Below are 16,424 nucleotides of genomic sequence, written 5' to 3'. Positions count from 1 at the left end.
GCGGAGGTGGCGGCACCTCGGCGGTCGGCGGAGCTTGTGGAGGCAGCATGGCACGGAGGACCGAAAGGACCTGCCGATCCGCCACCACCCGCTCAGCCGATGGACCCCACGTCACCGACTGACCGCTCCCCACCGCAGGGCGGACCCCGCGGTATAGGCGCCCCCGGCGGCTAGTCCCCCGGCGGCTGCTCCTCCGGCGCCCCACGCAGCAGCTCCGTGAGCAAGCGCACGGCGCCGCGCTTGTGCAAGGGCTCGTTGCCGTTGCCGCACTTGGGGGACTGGATGCAGGACGGGCAGCCGGCCTCGCACTCGCAGGAGGCGATGGCCTGGCGGGTGGCGGTGAGCCAGGCGCGGGCGGTGTGGAAGGCCCGCTCCGCGAAGCCCGCGCCGCCGGGGTGGCCGTCGTAGACGAAGACCGTGGGAAGGAGGGTGTCCGGGTGCAGCGGGACGGAGACGCCGCCGATGTCCCAGCGGTCGCAGGTGGCGAAGAGCGGCAGCATGCCGATGGACGCGTGCTCGGCGGCGTGCAGGGCGCCGCCGAGGATCTCCGGGTTGATCCGGGCCGCGTCCAACTGGTCCTCGGTGACCGTCCACCACACGGCACGCGTGCGGAGCGTACGAGGAGGGAGGTCGAGTTTCGTCTCGCCCAGGACCTCACCGGTGATGACACGTCGGCGCAGGAAGGAGACGACCTGGTTGGTGACTTCGACGGAGCCGTAGCACAACCTGCCCTGGCCCCAGGGGACTTCGACGTCCGTCTCCAGGACGGAGATGGCGGTGGTGTCGCGGGCGACCGTCGAATACGGCGGGTTGGCCTCATCGACCAGGGCGACGGAGTCCTCCAGGTCCAGCTTGCGTACCAGGTAGGTGCGGCCCTGGTGCAGATGGACCGCGCCCTCGTGGACCGTCGTGTGCGAGGAGCCGGCGTCGACCGTGCCGAGGAGTCGGCCGGTGCCGGCCTCGACGATCTGTATGGGGTTGCCGCCCTCGCCGCGGATGTCGGCGAGGTCCGCGGCCCGCTCCCGGCGTGTCCAGTGCCAGGCCCTCGTCCGGCGGCGCAGCAGCTTAGCGGCCTCCAACTGGGGCAGCAGGCCGGGTGCCGTGGGGCCGAAGAGCTTCAGGTCGTCGTCGGTGAGCGGGATCTCGGAGGCGGCGGCGCACAGGTGCGGGGCGAGGACGTAGGGGTTGTCCGGGTCGAGCACCGTGGACTCCACGGGCTGGTCGAAGAGCGCCTCGGGATGGTGGACGAGGAAGGTGTCCAGCGGGTCGTCGCGGGCGACGAGGATCGCGAGGGCGCCCTGTCCGGAGCGTCCGGCGCGGCCCGCCTGCTGCCAGAGGGAGGCCCGGGTGCCCGGGTAGCCCGCGATGACGACGGCGTCGAGGCCGGAGATGTCGATGCCCAGTTCGAGGGCGGTGGTGGCGGCGAGGCCGAGCAGCTCGCCGGAGTGGAGGGCGCGTTCGAGGGCGCGGCGTTCCTCCGGGAGGTAACCGCCGCGGTAGGCGGCCACGCGCCGGGCCAGTGAGCGGTCGATCTCGGCGAGGCGTTCCTGGGCGATCACCGCGACCAGTTCGGCGCCGCGGCGGGATCGTACGAAGGCGATCGACCGCATGCCCTGGACGGCGAGGTCGGTGAGGAGGTCGGCGGTCTCGGCGGTGGCGGTACGGCGGACGGGGGCGCCCTTCTCGCCGTGCAGCTCGGTGAGAGGGGGTTCCCAGAGGGCGAAGACCAGCTCGCCGCGCGGGGAGGCGTCGTCGGCGACCTCGACGACCGGGAGGCCGGTCAGGCGCCGTGCGGCGACCGAGGGCTCGGCGGCGGTCGCGGAGGCCAGCAGGAAGACGGGAGAGGCGCCGTAGTGGGCGCACAGGCGGCGCAGGCGGCGCAGGACCTGGGCGACATGGGAGCCGAACACACCGCGGTAGGTGTGGCACTCGTCGATGACGACATAGCGCAGGGCGCGGAGGAAGGAGGCCCAGCGGGGGTGGGAGGGCAATATGCCGCGGTGCAGCATGTCGGGGTTGGTCAGGACGTAGTTGGCGTACTGACGTACCCACTCGCGTTCTTCGAAGGGGGTGTCCCCGTCGTACACGGCCGGGCGTACGGCTTTGCCCAGAGGTTGTGAAAGTTCCTTCACAGATCGGCGCTGGTCAGCGGCGAGAGCCTTGGTCGGGGCGAGGTACAGGGTGGTGGCGCCGCGGCCGTTCGGGGCCTCCGAGCCGTCCAGGAGGGCGGACAGGACCGGGACGAGGTACGCCAGGGACTTGCCCGACGCCGTGCCTGTGGCGACGATCACGGACTCGCCGTCCAGGGCGTGTTCGGCGGCCAGTGCCTGGTGGGCCCAGGGATGTTCGATGCCTGCGGCCTGCACGGCGGCGATCACCTCCGAGCGGATCCGGTCCGGCCAGACGGCATGACGGCCCTCGCGCGGGGGCAAGTGCTCCGTATGAGTGATGCGCGAAGCCCGGCTCGGCCCCGAGGCGAGCCGGTCCAGGACCGTGCTCGGCGAGGGGCGGGAAGCGGTGTCCGTCGGGGTTCGATCGGATCGGTGATTCTTGGCCATCGGCATCGAGTGTGTCACTGGCATGACGGACAATGGGGCCAAGGCGTCGTGCACGCCTGCCGGTAAGTGATTGAATGCCATCGCGGCTGGCGAACCGTCCCGGGGGCTCTGCCGAGGTGTCCCGTGGGGCGACCGCTCGATAGCAAGGTGCTGGAGGATTCGTGGACCTGTCTCTGTCGACTCGCAGTGTGTCCGGCCCTAACGGCGACCGTACGGTCGTCGAGGTCGGTGGCGAAATCGATGTATATACCGCGCCCAAGCTGCGCGAGCAGCTGGTCGAGCTGGTGAACGACGGCAGTTTCCACCTCGTCGTCGACATGGAGGGCGTGGACTTCCTCGACTCCACCGGGCTCGGCGTTCTCGTGGGTGGCCTGAAGCGTGTGCGTGCCCACGAGGGCTCGCTGCGTCTGGTCTGCAACCAGGAGCGCATTCTGAAGATCTTCCGTATCACCGGCCTCACCAAGGTGTTCCCGATCCACACCTCGGTCGAGGAAGCGGTGAACGCCACCGACTGACCCGTCCGGGGGCGCGAGCCGAAGGACGGCACAAGTCGCGCGCCCACGACGGCAGAAGCAAGGAGGGGGACCGGGTCTCGGCGGCCCGGCCCTCCGAAAGCACGCCCGTAGCTGAGGGGGATGCATGGCCACCGTTGAGCTCCGCTTCAGCGCGCTGCCCGAGCACGTCAGGACCGCCCGACTGGTGGCGGCAGCGGTGGCGCGCAGGGCCGGAGTGGACGAGGCCGTACTGGACGAGGTGAGACTCGCTGTCGGCGAGGCCTGCACCCGTGCCGTGGGACTGCACCAGAGCAGCGGCATCTCGGCGCCGGTGCGGGTGCTGCTGATCGAGGAGGAGAAGTCCTTCTCCATCGAGGTCGGCGACGAGGCTCCGCGCACGGCTCCCGGTGAGTCGGTGCCCGGTGTCTCCTCCGGCGACTCCGACGCGGAGACCGAGGAGGACGAGATGGGGCTCGCGGTCATCAGCGGTCTCGTCGACGACGTCGAGGTCACCGCGGGGGAGAACGGCGGACTGATCAGGATGAGCTGGCCGACCACGCCGCCGGCCCCGCTTGCCCTCTGAGCACGTCCCCGTAACCCCTCGTAAGCGCGTAAGAAACCGAAAGGGCCCTGCTCAGCAGGGCCCTTTCGCATGCCCTGGAGCCACTGCTGTCTCATTGGCAGCATTTCGTGAACCAATTCACGACCGGTGACGCAATTGTTTGATCAAGCGTCAACGGTTTTGGGGCATTACCTCTTTCGGGGTCGCTGGACGCCCGACGATCATTTGCTCAAGAGCATGTGAAGGCTAATTCCGCTTACCGCGCACTGTTTTGATCAGGTTCCGGTACCTACAATCCGTCCACATCTTGAGCTCGGTCCAAGCGTCAAGGAGGACGAATGGCGGGGCTTTCTACCCCTCATCAGTTTGACCGGTCCACAACCTTCGCAGCCGCAGTACTGACCGACGACAATCGTCTGATCGTGATGGTCATCGGGGTCGTCGCGCTCGCGGCGCTCGTGGTCGCCGGGGTCCTGGTACGCCAGGTGCTCGCGGCGGGCGAGGGCACCGACAGCATGAAGGAGATCGCAAGGGCCATCCAGGAAGGCGCGAATGCCTACCTGGGGCGGCAGATGCGCACGCTCGCGGTATTCGCCGGCGTGGTGTTCTTCCTGCTCATGCTGCTTCCGGCAGACGACTGGAATCAGCGTGCCGGACGGTCGATCTTCTTCTTGATCGGCGCGGCGTTCTCGGCGACCACCGGTTATATCGGTATGTGGCTCGCCGTACGGAGCAATGTCCGCGTGGCCGCCGCGGCAAGGGAAGCGACTCCGGCGGAGGGTGAGCCCGAAAAGGATCTCACCGCCGTCTCGCACAAAGCCATGAAGATCGCTTTCCGTACGGGCGGCGTCGTCGGCATGTTCACGGTGGGGCTCGGTCTGCTGGGCGCCTCCTGCGTGGTGCTGGTGTACGCCGCCGACGCGCCGAAGGTCCTGGAGGGCTTCGGGCTCGGTGCCGCGCTGATCGCGATGTTCATGCGTGTCGGCGGCGGGATCTTCACCAAGGCCGCCGACGTCGGCGCCGACCTGGTCGGCAAGGTCGAGAAGGGCATTCCGGAGGACGATCCGCGCAATGCCGCGACCATCGCCGACAACGTGGGCGACAACGTCGGCGACTGTGCCGGTATGGCCGCGGACCTCTTCGAGTCGTACGCCGTGACGCTGGTCGCCGCGCTGATCCTCGGCAAGGCGGCGTTCGGTGACGCCGGACTCGCGTTCCCGCTGATCGTGCCCGCGATCGGCGTACTCACCGCGATGATCGGCATCTTCGCGGTGGCGCCCCGGCGCTCGGACCGCAGCGGGATGTCGGCGATCAACCGCGGGTTCTTCATCTCCGCGGTGATCTCGCTGGTGCTGGTGGCCGTGGCCGTCTACACCTACCTGCCGGCGAAGTACGCCGACCTCGACGGCGTCACGGACGCGGCCATCGCGGCCAAGAACGGCGACCCGCGGATCCTCGCGGTCGTCGCCGTCGCGATCGGCATCGTCATGGCCGCGCTGATCCAGCAGCTGACCGGCTACTTCACCGAGACCACCCGGCGCCCGGTTCGGGACATCGGCAAGAGCTCGCTCACCGGCGCGGCCACCGTCGTGCTCGCCGGTATCTCCATCGGTCTCGAATCGGCCGTCTACACCGCCCTGCTGATCGGCCTCGGCGTGTACGGGGCCTTCCTGCTCGGCGGTACGTCGATCATGCTGGCGCTCTTCGCCGTGGCGCTGGCCGGCACCGGTCTGCTCACCACGGTCGGCGTGATCGTGGCGATGGACACCTTCGGGCCCGTCTCCGACAACGCGCAGGGCATCGCCGAGATGTCCGGTGACGTCGAGGGCGCGGGCGCGCAGGTGCTCACCGACCTGGACGCCGTGGGCAACACCACCAAGGCCATCACCAAGGGCATCGCCATCGCCACCGCCGTTCTCGCGGCCTCGGCCCTTTTCGGCTCGTATCGCGACGCGATCCTCACGGCCGCGAACGAAGTGGGCGAGAAGGTCTCGGGGCCCGGCGCACCGATGAACCTGATGATGGATATCTCCCAGCCCAACAACCTGGTGGGGCTCATCGCGGGTGCCGCGGTCGTCTTCCTCTTCTCGGGGCTGGCGATCAACGCGGTCTCGCGGTCCGCCGGGGCCGTGGTCTACGAGGTGCGGCGGCAGTTCCGCGAGCGCCCCGGGATCATGGACTACACCGAGAAACCCGAGTACGGGCGCGTCGTCGACATCTGCACGAAGGACGCGCTGCGCGAACTGACCACGCCAGGTCTGCTCGCCGTACTCACGCCGATCGCGATCGGGTTCACGCTCGGTGTCGGCGCGCTCGGCTCGTTCCTGGCGGGGGCGATCGGCACCGGCACGCTGATGGCGGTCTTCCTGGCGAACTCCGGCGGTGCCTGGGACAACGCGAAGAAGCTCGTCGAGGACGGCCACCACGGCGGCAAGGGCAGCGAGGCCCATGCCGCCACGGTGATCGGCGACACCGTGGGCGACCCGTTCAAGGACACCGCGGGACCCGCGATCAACCCGCTGCTGAAGGTGATGAACCTGGTGGCGCTGCTCATCGCGCCGGCGGTCGTCAAGTTCTCCTACGGCGAGGACAAGAGCGTGGCCGTGCGCGTGCTGATCGCGGCGCTCTCGTTCCTTGTCATCATCGGCGCGGTGTACATCTCCAAGCGGCGCGGGATCGCCATGGGGGACGAGGGCGACGACGACGGGGAGCGGACGGTCAAGCCCGCCGATCCCGCGGTGGTGTCCTAGGGAGCCCTCGGCGCCTGGCCTCGTAGCTGGTCAGGACGCCGGTGAGCTCCACCCGGTGGGCGGGCGGAACGCGCGTGCAGACGGGCGGTCCGCCCGCCTTGGTGTGTGTTCACCCGGTTCTCCGTGAGCCTTCTCTCGCTTGGTGCAAATGGCTACAGAAGGCGCTCAAGCGGACATCCGACGTGCGAATGTCGCGCGCGCGCCGTGTATGTTCCGGGGCCGAGAGCCATGGAAGGGACCAATCCGGTGAACAAGAAGCTCGCGGCCGCACTGTCCGGCGGTGCGGTACTGGTACTGGCGCTGTCGGGATGCAGCAGCGACGACGGCAACGACAAGCTGAACTCCTGGGCCAAGCAGGTCTGTGACGCGGTGCAGCCGCAGATCCAGAAGATCGCGGCGGCCAACGCCAAGATCCAGAAGGAGACCTCGGACGACAGCACGCCGGAAGAGGTGCAGAAGGCCGACTCCACCGGCTTCCAGGACATCTCCGACGCCTACAAGGTGATGGCGACCGCCATCCAGAACGTCGGGGCCCCGGACGTCGAGAACGGCGAGAAGAAGCAGCAGGACGCGGTCAAGGAGCTCAACGGCCTCTCCACGTCCTACGCCGATCTGGTGAAGCAGTCCGACGCGCTCGACACCAAGGACCAGGCGAAGTTCGCGGACGGACTCAGCGGGGTGGCCGAGCAGTTGGGGAAGCTGGGCAAGAGCGGGAACGACGCCCTCAAGAAGCTCGAAGAGGGAGACGTCGGCAAGGCGATGGCGACGCAGGAAAGCTGCAAGTCCGCCTCCTCGGCCGCCTCGCCCTCGGCGGCCCAGGGCTGATCCGGACGCGCCGACTCTCCTGGGGGCCGCCCCGGGAGGGCGATCGTTCGTCAACCGAAAGACGGCCCGGTACGCGCGCGTACCGGGCCGTCGGCGTGACTTGTCCACAGGTGTGGGTGGCGGCCGCCGGAGTTGTCCACAGGTTCGAGCCCCCATGGCAGGGAGCGGACACAATGGGGGACGTGAGCAAATCCAGCCTGTCGCCCCTGCCCTCGTCCGATCGTGTCGATGTCGCCGCCCGGTTGCGTGACGCCCTGCTCGGGTCCGCCTTCACCGCCGACGGACTCCTCGACCTGCTCGGCGCCCCCGCCTACGCCGCCCTGGCACGCAGCGAGACCGTGCCCGCGCTCCGGGCCACCCGGGGGGACACACCGCTGGAGACGCTCGTCCGGCTGTTCCTGTTGCAGCAGCCGGTGCCGCACGCGCGCGTGGCGGACGTCCTGCCGGTCGGGGACTGCGTCGACGCCGGCTGGCTGACCCGGGTGGGCGGGGACGAGGTCGCCGCGACCGTGGACATCCGGCCCTACGGCGGCTCCGACGGGCAGGACTGGTTCATCGTGTCCGACCTCGGCTGTGCCGTCGGCGGCGCGGGTGGCATCGGCAGCCGGGACGAAGGCGTCGTGCTCGGCGTGGGAGGTGCCTCCACGACCCTCGCGGGCATCACCGTCCGTACGCCGGTGGAGTCGGCCCTCGACCTTGGCACCGGCTCCGGGATCCAGGCCCTGCACGCCGCCCAGCACGCCACCCGGGTGACCGCGACCGACCTCAACCCGCGCGCGCTGCACATCACCGCGCTCACCCTGGCCCTCTCCGGCGCCCCCGCCGCCGACCTGCGCGAGGGCTCCCTCTTCGAACCGGTCGCCGACGAGACGTACGACCTGATCGTCTCGAACCCGCCCTTCGTGATCTCGCCCGGCGCCCGGCTCACCTACCGCGACGGCGGGATGGGCGGGGACGATCTGTGCCGGACGCTCGTTCAGGAGGCGGGGGAGCGTCTCAGGGACGGGGGATACGCGCAGTTTCTGGCCAACTGGCAGCACGTGGAGGGGGAGGAGTGGCAGGACCGGCTCCGGTCCTGGGTGCCGCGCGGCTGCGACGCGTGGATCGTGCAGCGCGAGGCCCAGGACGTCACGCAGTACGCCGAGTTGTGGCTGCGCGACGCCGGTGACCACCGGGTGGACCCCGCCGAGTACCAGGCGCGGTACGACGCCTGGCTCGAGGAGTTCGAGACGCGCAAGGTGAGGGCCGTCGGCTTCGGGTGGATCACGTTGCGCAGAACGGCGGCCGCGGAGCCGTCGATCACGGTCGAGGAGTGGCCGCACTCGGTCGAACAGCCCCTCGGCGAGGCCGTGCGCGCGCATTTCGACCGCGTGGACTATCTGCGGGCGCACGATGACGCCGCGCTGCTCGGCGCGCACTTCAGGCTCGCGGCCGAGGTCGTCCAGGAGCAGGTCGGGCTGCCCGGCGCCGAGGACCCCGAGCACGTGGTGCTGCGCCAGAACCGCGGGATGCGCCGGGCCACGAAGGTCGACACGGTCGGCGCGGGGTTCGCGGGAGTCTGCGACGGCACGCTGAGCGCCGGCCGGATCCTGGACGCCATCGCCCAACTGGTCGGCGAGGATCCGGTGTTGCTCCGGGACCGGACACCCGCGCAGATCAGGCTTCTGGTGGAGCAGGGGTTCCTCGAACCGGCGTAGCGGGGGTGGGCGAGCGGGGCGGGGAGCGAGGGCGCGCCGCTGGGCCGCCGGGTGCGTCACGAAGGCCTGGACGCGGCGGGCTTGAGCGCCCGGACGCGGTGGGTTCGCGAGCCCGCGCGGGGCGGTTCGAGAGTCCGGAGGCGGCGGGTTCGAGAGCTCGGAGGCGGGGGTGTGGCGAGAGCGCGGGCGCGCGGGTTCGCAGGCCTGGACGCGGCGGGTTCGTGAGCTCGGAGGTGGCGGGTTGTGAGAGCCCGGACGTGCGGGTTCGCCCGAAGGTGGCGGGTCACGAGAGCCCGGACGTGCGGGTTCGCAAGCCCGAAGGTGGCGGATTCGGAGCGCCGCTGGGCCGCCGGGCGCGTCCGGAAACCCGGACGCGGCGGGTTCGAGAGTCCGGACGCGGGAGTTCGCGAATCCGGACGTGAGGGCGTGACGGTTCGTGAGCCCGGACGCGGCAGGTTCGAGACGAGTCGGGGTGGCGGCCCGCACCCCGCGTATGGCGCGGAAGGCGGAGCTCATGGGGTGTCGGTCGCCCGGTGTTCACCGTGGGTTCGTCTGTCCGCTGCCGGGGCCTGTCAGCGTCCCGAGCCTGAAGGCTCGGGACGGAAGGACAGAACCGTGGAAAGCGGACCGGCGATCTTCGTGGGGACGGTGTTCGCGCTGTTCGGAGGCGGACTGCTCGCCTGGACCGCGACCAGGGTGCGCCGCGGCGAGCCCGTCGCCGCCGGTGTGAACCGCGTCGCATCGGCGACGGTCGCGAGCGTCGCCGGAGCGGGCACGCTGGCCCTCGCGATCTGGGTGCTCACGCGCGTGTGACGACGGCGACTTCGGTAACTGGGAGGTCACACTCCGGACAGAGCCGAAACGGCTGGTCCGCACTCCGGGCGGCAGGAATGGCGGTAGCCGGGTTACCGTTCGAGTGGCCGTTGCGGGCTTTTCCCGTTTGACACGGGGGCGGGATGTACCGTCACACTCCGCAGCGTCAGCACCACACGACCCCCGGGAGCAAGGCCTGGGGCGATCCCCCGCGTCGACCGGAGAGAAGAGCGAAGTTGTCCCCGACCAGCGACACCGCACACGGCGGCCGCCGACTCGTCATCGTCGAGTCGCCTGCCAAGGCGAAGACGATCAAGGGCTATCTCGGCCCCGGCTATGTCGTCGAAGCGAGCGTCGGGCACATCCGTGACCTTCCCAACGGTGCCGCGGAGGTGCCCGAGGAGTACACCGGCGAGGTGCGCCGCCTCGGCGTGGACGTCGACAACGACTTCCAGCCGATCTACGTGGTCAACGCTGACAAGAAAGCGCAGGTCAAGAAGCTCAAGGACCTGCTGAAGGACTCCGACGAACTCTTCCTCGCCACCGATGAGGACCGCGAGGGCGAGGCCATCGCGTGGCACCTCCTGGAGGTCCTGAAGCCCAAGGTCCCCGTCCACCGGATGGTCTTCCACGAGATCACCAAGGACGCGATCCGCAGCGCCGTCGCCAACCCGCGTGAGCTCAACCAGCGCATGGTCGACGCCCAGGAGACCCGCCGCATCCTCGACCGCCTCTACGGCTACGAGGTCTCGCCGGTCCTGTGGAAGAAGGTCATGCCGCGGCTGTCCGCCGGCCGCGTGCAGTCCGTCGCGACCCGCCTCGTCGTCGAGCGGGAGCGCGAGCGCATCGCCTTCCGCTCCGCCGAGTACTGGGACCTGACGGGCACCTTCGGCACCGGCCGTGCCGGGGACGCCTCGGACCCCTCACAGCTGGTCGCGCGCCTCACGGCCGTCGACGGCAAGCGGGTCGCCCAGGGCCGTGACTTCGACTCACTCGGCCAGATCAAGGGCGCCAACACGCTCCACCTGGACGAGGCGAACGCCCGCGCGCTCGCCGCCGCCCTGGAGAACACGGACTTCGCGGTCCGCTCGGTCGAGTCCAAGCCGTACCGCCGCTCGCCGTACGCCCCGTTCCGTACGACGACGCTCCAGCAGGAGGCCTCGCGCAAGCTCGGCTTCGGGGCGAAGGCGACCATGCAGGTGGCGCAGAAGCTGTACGAGAACGGCTTCATCACCTACATGCGTACCGACTCCACCACCCTGTCGGAGACGGCGATCTCCGCCGCCCGCGCCCAGGTCACGCAGCTGTACGGCGCCGACTACCTGCCGGACAAGCCGCGCACGTACGCCGGAAAGGTCAAGAACGCGCAGGAGGCGCACGAGGCGATCCGCCCGTCGGGTGATCGTTTCCGCACTCCCGCCGAAACCGGCCTGACCGGCGACCAGTTCAGGCTGTACGAGTTGATCTGGAAGCGGACCGTCGCCTCCCAGATGAAGGACGCGGTCGGCAACTCCGTCACCGTCAAGATCGCGGGCAGGTCCGCCGACGGCCGCGACGCCGAGTTCAGCGCGTCCGGCAAGACGATCACCTTCCACGGCTTTCTGAAGGCGTACGTCGAGGGCGCGGACGACCCGAACGCCGAGCTGGACGACCGCGAGCGGCGGCTGCCGCAGGTCACCGAGGGCGACCCGCTGTCCGCCGAGGAGCTCACGGTCGACGGGCACGCCACCAAGCCCCCGGCCCGCTACACCGAGGCGAGCCTGGTCAAGGAGCTCGAAGAGCGCGAGATCGGCCGCCCGTCGACGTACGCGTCGATCATCGGGACCATCCTCGACCGCGGGTACGTCTTCAAGAAGGGCACGGCGCTCGTGCCGTCCTTCCTGAGCTTCGCCGTGGTCAACCTGCTGGAGAAGCACTTCGGCCGGCTCGTGGACTACGACTTCACCGCCAAGATGGAGGACGACCTCGACCGCATCGCGCGGGGCGAGGCGCAGTCCATCCCGTGGCTGCGGCGCTTCTACTTCGGTGAGGGTGACGCGACCGGTGCCGCCGAGGCCGGCAACGGCGACGGCGACCACCTCGGCGGCCTCAAGGAACTCGTCACCGACCTGGGCGCCATCGACGCCCGCGAGGTGTCGTCCTTCCCCGTCGGCAACGACATCGTGCTGCGCGTCGGGCGGTACGGCCCGTACGCCGAGCGCGGCGAGAAGGACTCCGAGAACCACCAGCGCGCGGACGTTCCCGAGGACCTGGCGCCCGACGAGCTGACCGTCGAGCTCGCCGAGGAACTGCTCGCCAAGCCGAGCGGCGACTTCGAGCTCGGCGCCGACCCGGAGACGGGTCACCAGATCATCGCTCGCGACGGCCGCTACGGCCCGTACGTCACCGAGCTGCTCCCCGAAGGCACTCCGAAGACCGGCAAGAACGCCGTCAAGCCGCGTACGGCCTCGCTGTTCAAGTCGATGTCCCTGGACACGGTGACGCTGGACGACGCCCTGAAGCTGATGTCCCTGCCGCGTGTGGTGGGCAAGGACGCCGAGGGCGTGGAGATCACCGCGCAGAACGGGCGCTACGGGCCGTACCTGAAGAAGGGCACGGACTCGCGGTCCCTCACCGCCGAGGACCAGCTCTTCGACATCACCCTCGAAGAGGCGCTGGAGATCTACTCCCAGCCCAAGCAGCGCGGGCGCGCGGCCGCCAAGCCGCCGCTCAAGGAGCTGGGCGACGACCCGGTCAGCGCGAAGCCGGTCGTGGTCAAGGACGGCCGTTTCGGGCCGTACGTGACGGACGGCGAGACCAACGCGACCCTGCGGTCCGGCGACAGCGTCGAGGAGATCACCCCGGAGCGCGGCTTCGAGCTGCTCGCCGAGAAGCGTGCCAAGGCGCCGGCCAAGAAGACCGCGAAGAAGGCTCCCGCCAAGAAAACGGCCACCAAGAAGGCCCCGGCCAAGAAAACCGCCGCCAAGAAGACGACGACTTCGAAGACGGCTGCCAAGAAGGCACCCGCCAAGAAGGCCGTCGCCAAGAAGACGGCGGCTTCGGAGGGTTAGCAGCTCTGCTGCTGCCGCAGGGCTGGCGGCTTTCGCCGTCCGGTACCGCGCTCCCGGAAGGGCCTTCCTGAAACCGCCTTCCCGGGACCGCATTTCCGGCGGCCCGGGAGCGTCCCTCCTGTGACCGACCCTGTGACCGACGCGTGTGCGCCCCTACACCTTTTGGTGTGGGGGCGTCCGTATGTTCGGGCACCCCTTCGGGGAGTCAGTGGGTCCGGATAGGCTGTCAGGATGACGCGATCCGAGCAGCCAACGGGCCACGACCCGGCCCCCGACGACGCCCTGGTCGCGGATTCCCGGGAGCGCGCCGTGCGCGCCCTGCTGCGCCAGCCGCAGCTGAAACGGCTGTGGAGCGCACAGCTCGTCGGAGGGGTCGGTGACGCCCTCGCCCTCCTGGTCCTGGTCGTCCTGGCGCTGCAGGCGGCGATCTCCGAGGGCTCCTTCGGCGGTGGGTACCGCGGTGTCGCCCTCGCGGTGGCGGCCGTCTTCGGGGCGCGCGTTCTCGCCACGCTCCTCTTCGGAGCCGTACTGCTCGGCCCGCTCTCCACGCTGACGTCCCAGGAGGGACTGCTCGACCGGCGCTGGACCATGGTCGGCGCCGACGGCCTGCGGGCCGCGCTCCTGATCGTCGCCCCGCTGTGGATCGACTGGACGCCGGACGACGCGCTCGCCGCCATCCTCGTCGTCGCCTTCGTGACCGGCGTCGCCGAGCGGTTCTGGACGGTCTGCCGGGAGGGCGCGGCACCCGCGCTGCTGCCCGCGCCGCCGCCGGAGGGCGCCACGGTGCGCCCGCTGCCGGACCACATGGACGCGCTGCGGCGCTTGTTTCTGCGTACGGGCTTCCTGACGGTGCCGATCGCGGCCGCCGCGCTCGTGGCCGTGTCCCTCGTCAACAACCTGCTGGGCACCGGGATCGACTGGTTCGGCCAGCACCAGGCGGCGCTGGCCTCGTACGTCGCCGCCGGCCTGTTCGCCGCCTCGCTGTCGGTGCTCACCTTCCTCGAACTGCCCGACGCCCGCACCCCGCGCGCGCGGTCGCCGCTCGAGGGACTGCGCCGCCCCAAGACGGGCACGGGCATCGACACGGGCCGTACGGGCGCCATCCCGCTGCTGGTCCTGGCCTGCGCCGCGGTCGCCGCGGCGATCTCGGCCGCCGTCGCCGTCTCCGTCCTGCACGCCAAGGACCTGGGTGGCGGGCCGGTGACGTACGGGCTGCTGGTGCTCGCGCTGACCGGTGGTGTCGTCGTCGGCATCCGTACGGCGCCCTCCCTGCTGCCCTCGCTGTCGCGGCGCAGGCTGCTCGCGCTGGCGATCGCCTTCACCGGAGTCGCGCTGCTGGCCGCCGGGCTGATCCCGGACGTCACCACCGTGCTGCTGATCGACGGCTTCGCGGGTGTCGGCGCGGGCATCGCCGCGAACACCGGGCACGCGCTGCTCGACCAGGAGGCCGAGGACTACCGCCGAGCACGGACTACCGAGCATCTGCACGCGGTCGTACGGCTGTTCGTGGCGCTCGGCGCCCTGGCCGCGCCCCTGGTGGCCGCGGCGATCGGCCCGCATCGCCTGGAGAACGGCAAGTTCGTGTTCGCGCACGGCGGCGCCGCCTTCACCCTCATGCTGGTCGGCGCGCTGCTGCTGCCGGTCGCCGCGCTGGTGCTCGCCAAGGCCGACGACCGCTCCGGGGTGCCGCTGCGGCACGACCTGCGGGACGCGCTGCGCGGCGGCGACGATCCGGTGCAGCTACCGGCCGCCTCCGGGTTCTTCATCGCCCTGGAGGGCGGTGACGGCGCCGGGAAGTCGACCCAGGCCGAGGCGCTCGCGGAGTGGATCCGCGCCAAGGGCCACGAGGTCGTGGTGACCCGCGAACCGGGCGCCACGCCGGTGGGCAAGCGGCTGCGGTCGATCCTGCTGGACGTGTCGTCGGCCGGTCTCTCGCACCGGGCTGAGGCGCTGCTGTACGCCGCCGACCGCGCGGAGCACGTCGACACGGTCGTACGGCCCGCGCTGGAGCGGGGCGCCGTCGTCATCTCGGACCGGTACATCGACTCCTCGGTCGCCTACCAGGGGGCCGGGCGCGACCTGTCGCCGACCGAGGTCGCGCGGATCTCGCGGTGGGCGACCGACGGCCTCGTTCCGCATCTGACGGTGCTGCTGGACGTCTCGCCGGAAGCCGCCCGTGAGCGGTTCACGGAGGCGCCGGACCGGCTGGAGTCGGAGCCGGCCGAGTTCCACGCGCGCGTGCGGTCCGGTTTCCTGACCCTCGCCGCCGCCGACCCCGGGCGGTACCTCGTCGTCGACGGCGCGCAGGAGCCCGAAGCCGTCACCACCGTCGTCCGGCACCGCCTCGACATGCTGCTGCCCCTCTCGGAGGCCGAGGTGCGGGCTCAGGAGGAGGCACGCAAGGCGGCGGAGGAGGAAGCCCGCCGGAAGGCCGAGGAGGAGGCCGCGCGCAAGGCCGAGGAGGAGCGGCTGGAGCGCGAGCGCCAGGAGCAGCTCGCCCGGTTGCGCGCGGAGGAAGAGGAGCGCAAGCAGCGCGAGCTGGAGGAAGCCCAGCGGCGCGAGGCCGAGCGCCAGGCGGAGGAGGCCCGGCAGCGTGCCGAGGACGCCCGCCGCCGCGCCGAGGAGGAGCGGGCCCGCCAGCTCGCCGAGGAGCAGGCACGCGCCGCCGAGCAGGAGCGGTTGCGCAGGCTTGCCGCCGAGGAGGCGCGACTGCGCGCCGAGGCGGAGGAGCGCCGCCTCGAGAAGCAGCGCAAGGCCGAGGAGGCGCTGCTGCGGGCGGAGGAGGCTCGACGAGGGGCCGCGGAGGCGGCTGCGGCTTCGGCGGCCGAGGCGGCGGCTGAGGCTGAGGCTGAAGCGGAGGCTTCTCGGCTGGCTGAGGGGTCTGGGACCTCTGGCGGATCGGGGTCTGGGACGGGGGCGGGGACGGGGTCTGGATCCGGGGCCGGTGACGGTGGTGGGTCCGGTGAGGCTTCCGGGTCGGCTGCTGCTTCTGCTTCTGCTTCTTCGTCGCGTTCTTCCGACCATGAGACGACCGTTCCTACGCCAGTGGTGGCGCCGTCCGACGGGTCGGCTCGCGGGCTGGACGACACGGCCGTGCTGCGGCCGGTGCGAGCCGATGACGGGCCGGGCGGTGCGCGGTCCGACTCCGGGTCGGGTGGTCGTTCGGCCGGCCGGTCGGTTGGCCGGTCCGACGCCGAGGAGACGGCCAAGTTGCCGAAGCCGCCGGTGCCCGAAAGGGGCGCGGACGACACGGCTGTGCTGCGGCCGGTGCCCGCGGACGCGGCGGATGACACCGCTGTGCTGCCGCCGGTCACTTCGGGTGCGGCTGACGAGACGGCCGTACTGCCCCAGGTCCGGGATGCCGACTCGGGCGGCGGTGCGGGTGCGGGTGCCAAGGCGGGTGCCGGTGCCGAGGGCGGTTCTTCGGACCGGGTGCCGCCGGGGTTCTTCCGTGACGAGCGCCCGGCAGAGGGATCCGACCGGTCCAGCGACCGTACGCGCGAACTGCCCCAGGTCGATGCCGAGGGCACTCCGCGTCGACGGCCCCGCTCCGACTGGGCGGAGGAGACCCCGCTCGACGATCTCCCGACACTGGCGGACGAACTGCTTGGCCCGCGCGACGAGGACGAATGGGACGAGGAGCGGGGGAAGGGCGGGCGGCGCCGCTGAGATCGG

At 70.9% G+C, this 16,424-nt stretch carries 9 protein-coding genes; 8 read left to right on the top strand and 1 reads right to left on the bottom strand.

Features of this window, described 5'->3' with window-relative positions; genetic code table 11:
- Window positions 1–170: 170 nt before the first annotated feature.
- Window positions 171–2,639, bottom strand: coding sequence for a DEAD/DEAH box helicase (locus ACIP79_RS04990; protein WP_401219484.1), 2,469 nt, complete (start codon window positions 2,637–2,639; stop codon window positions 171–173).
- 80 nt (window positions 2,640–2,719) lie between these two features.
- Here ACIP79_RS04990 and bldG point away from each other — a divergent pair, with 80 nt between their 5' ends.
- From bldG to tmk, 8 genes are all read left to right on the top strand, one after another.
- Window positions 2,720–3,073 (top strand): anti-sigma factor antagonist BldG, encoded by a 354-nt coding sequence (bldG, locus tag ACIP79_RS04985; RefSeq protein ID WP_266457251.1) that lies wholly within the window; start codon window positions 2,720–2,722, stop codon window positions 3,071–3,073.
- A gap of 124 nt (window positions 3,074–3,197) precedes the next feature.
- Entirely contained in the window at window positions 3,198–3,635 is a 438-nt protein-coding gene (locus ACIP79_RS04980) for an ATP-binding protein (protein ID WP_383677788.1), read from the top strand.
- 317 nt (window positions 3,636–3,952) lie between these two features.
- Entirely contained in the window at window positions 3,953–6,364 is a 2,412-nt protein-coding gene (locus ACIP79_RS04975; protein WP_401219479.1) for a sodium-translocating pyrophosphatase, read from the top strand.
- Window positions 6,365–6,592: 228 nt separating this feature from the next.
- Window positions 6,593–7,189: a small secreted protein gene (locus ACIP79_RS04970; RefSeq protein WP_383677784.1), complete on the top strand. Its 597-nt coding sequence runs from the start codon at window positions 6,593–6,595 to the stop codon at window positions 7,187–7,189.
- A gap of 182 nt (window positions 7,190–7,371) precedes the next feature.
- Entirely contained in the window at window positions 7,372–8,886 is a 1,515-nt protein-coding gene (locus ACIP79_RS04965) for a methyltransferase (RefSeq protein WP_401219476.1), read from the top strand.
- A gap of 615 nt (window positions 8,887–9,501) precedes the next feature.
- Window positions 9,502–9,699 carry a hypothetical protein gene (locus ACIP79_RS04960; protein ID WP_383677780.1) on the top strand — a complete coding sequence of 66 codons (198 nt, stop codon included), beginning with the start codon at window positions 9,502–9,504 and terminating at the stop codon, window positions 9,697–9,699.
- 236 nt (window positions 9,700–9,935) lie between these two features.
- Window positions 9,936–12,749 carry a type I DNA topoisomerase gene (topA, locus tag ACIP79_RS04955; RefSeq protein WP_401219472.1) on the top strand — a complete coding sequence of 938 codons (2,814 nt, stop codon included), beginning with the start codon at window positions 9,936–9,938 and terminating at the stop codon, window positions 12,747–12,749.
- A gap of 231 nt (window positions 12,750–12,980) precedes the next feature.
- A complete protein-coding gene (gene tmk, locus ACIP79_RS04950; RefSeq protein ID WP_401219469.1) occupies window positions 12,981–16,418 on the top strand; it encodes a dTMP kinase in 3,438 nt (1,145 codons plus the stop codon).
- Window positions 16,419–16,424: the final 6 nt, after the last annotated feature.

Origin of the sequence: Streptomyces sp. NPDC088747, assembly GCF_044751025.1 — a bacterium.
Lineage (GTDB): Bacteria > Actinomycetota > Actinomycetes > Streptomycetales > Streptomycetaceae > Streptomyces.
Note: the sequence above shows the minus strand (reverse complement) of the source record. Positions and strands in the feature narration are given on the sequence as shown.

Excerpts from the sequence above, each read along its gene's own strand:
- ACIP79_RS04990 (WP_401219484.1), bottom strand. The coding sequence starts at position 2,639 with ATGGCATTCAATCACTTACCGGCAGGCGTGCACGACGCCTTGGCCCCA.
- ACIP79_RS04980 (WP_383677788.1), top strand. The coding sequence starts at position 3,198 with ATGGCCACCGTTGAGCTCCGCTTCAGCGCGCTGCCCGAGCACGTCAGG.
- ACIP79_RS04975 (WP_401219479.1), top strand. The coding sequence starts at position 3,953 with ATGGCGGGGCTTTCTACCCCTCATCAGTTTGACCGGTCCACAACCTTC.
- ACIP79_RS04970 (WP_383677784.1), top strand. The coding sequence starts at position 6,593 with ATGGAAGGGACCAATCCGGTGAACAAGAAGCTCGCGGCCGCACTGTCC.
- tmk (WP_401219469.1), top strand. The coding sequence starts at position 12,981 with ATGACGCGATCCGAGCAGCCAACGGGCCACGACCCGGCCCCCGACGAC.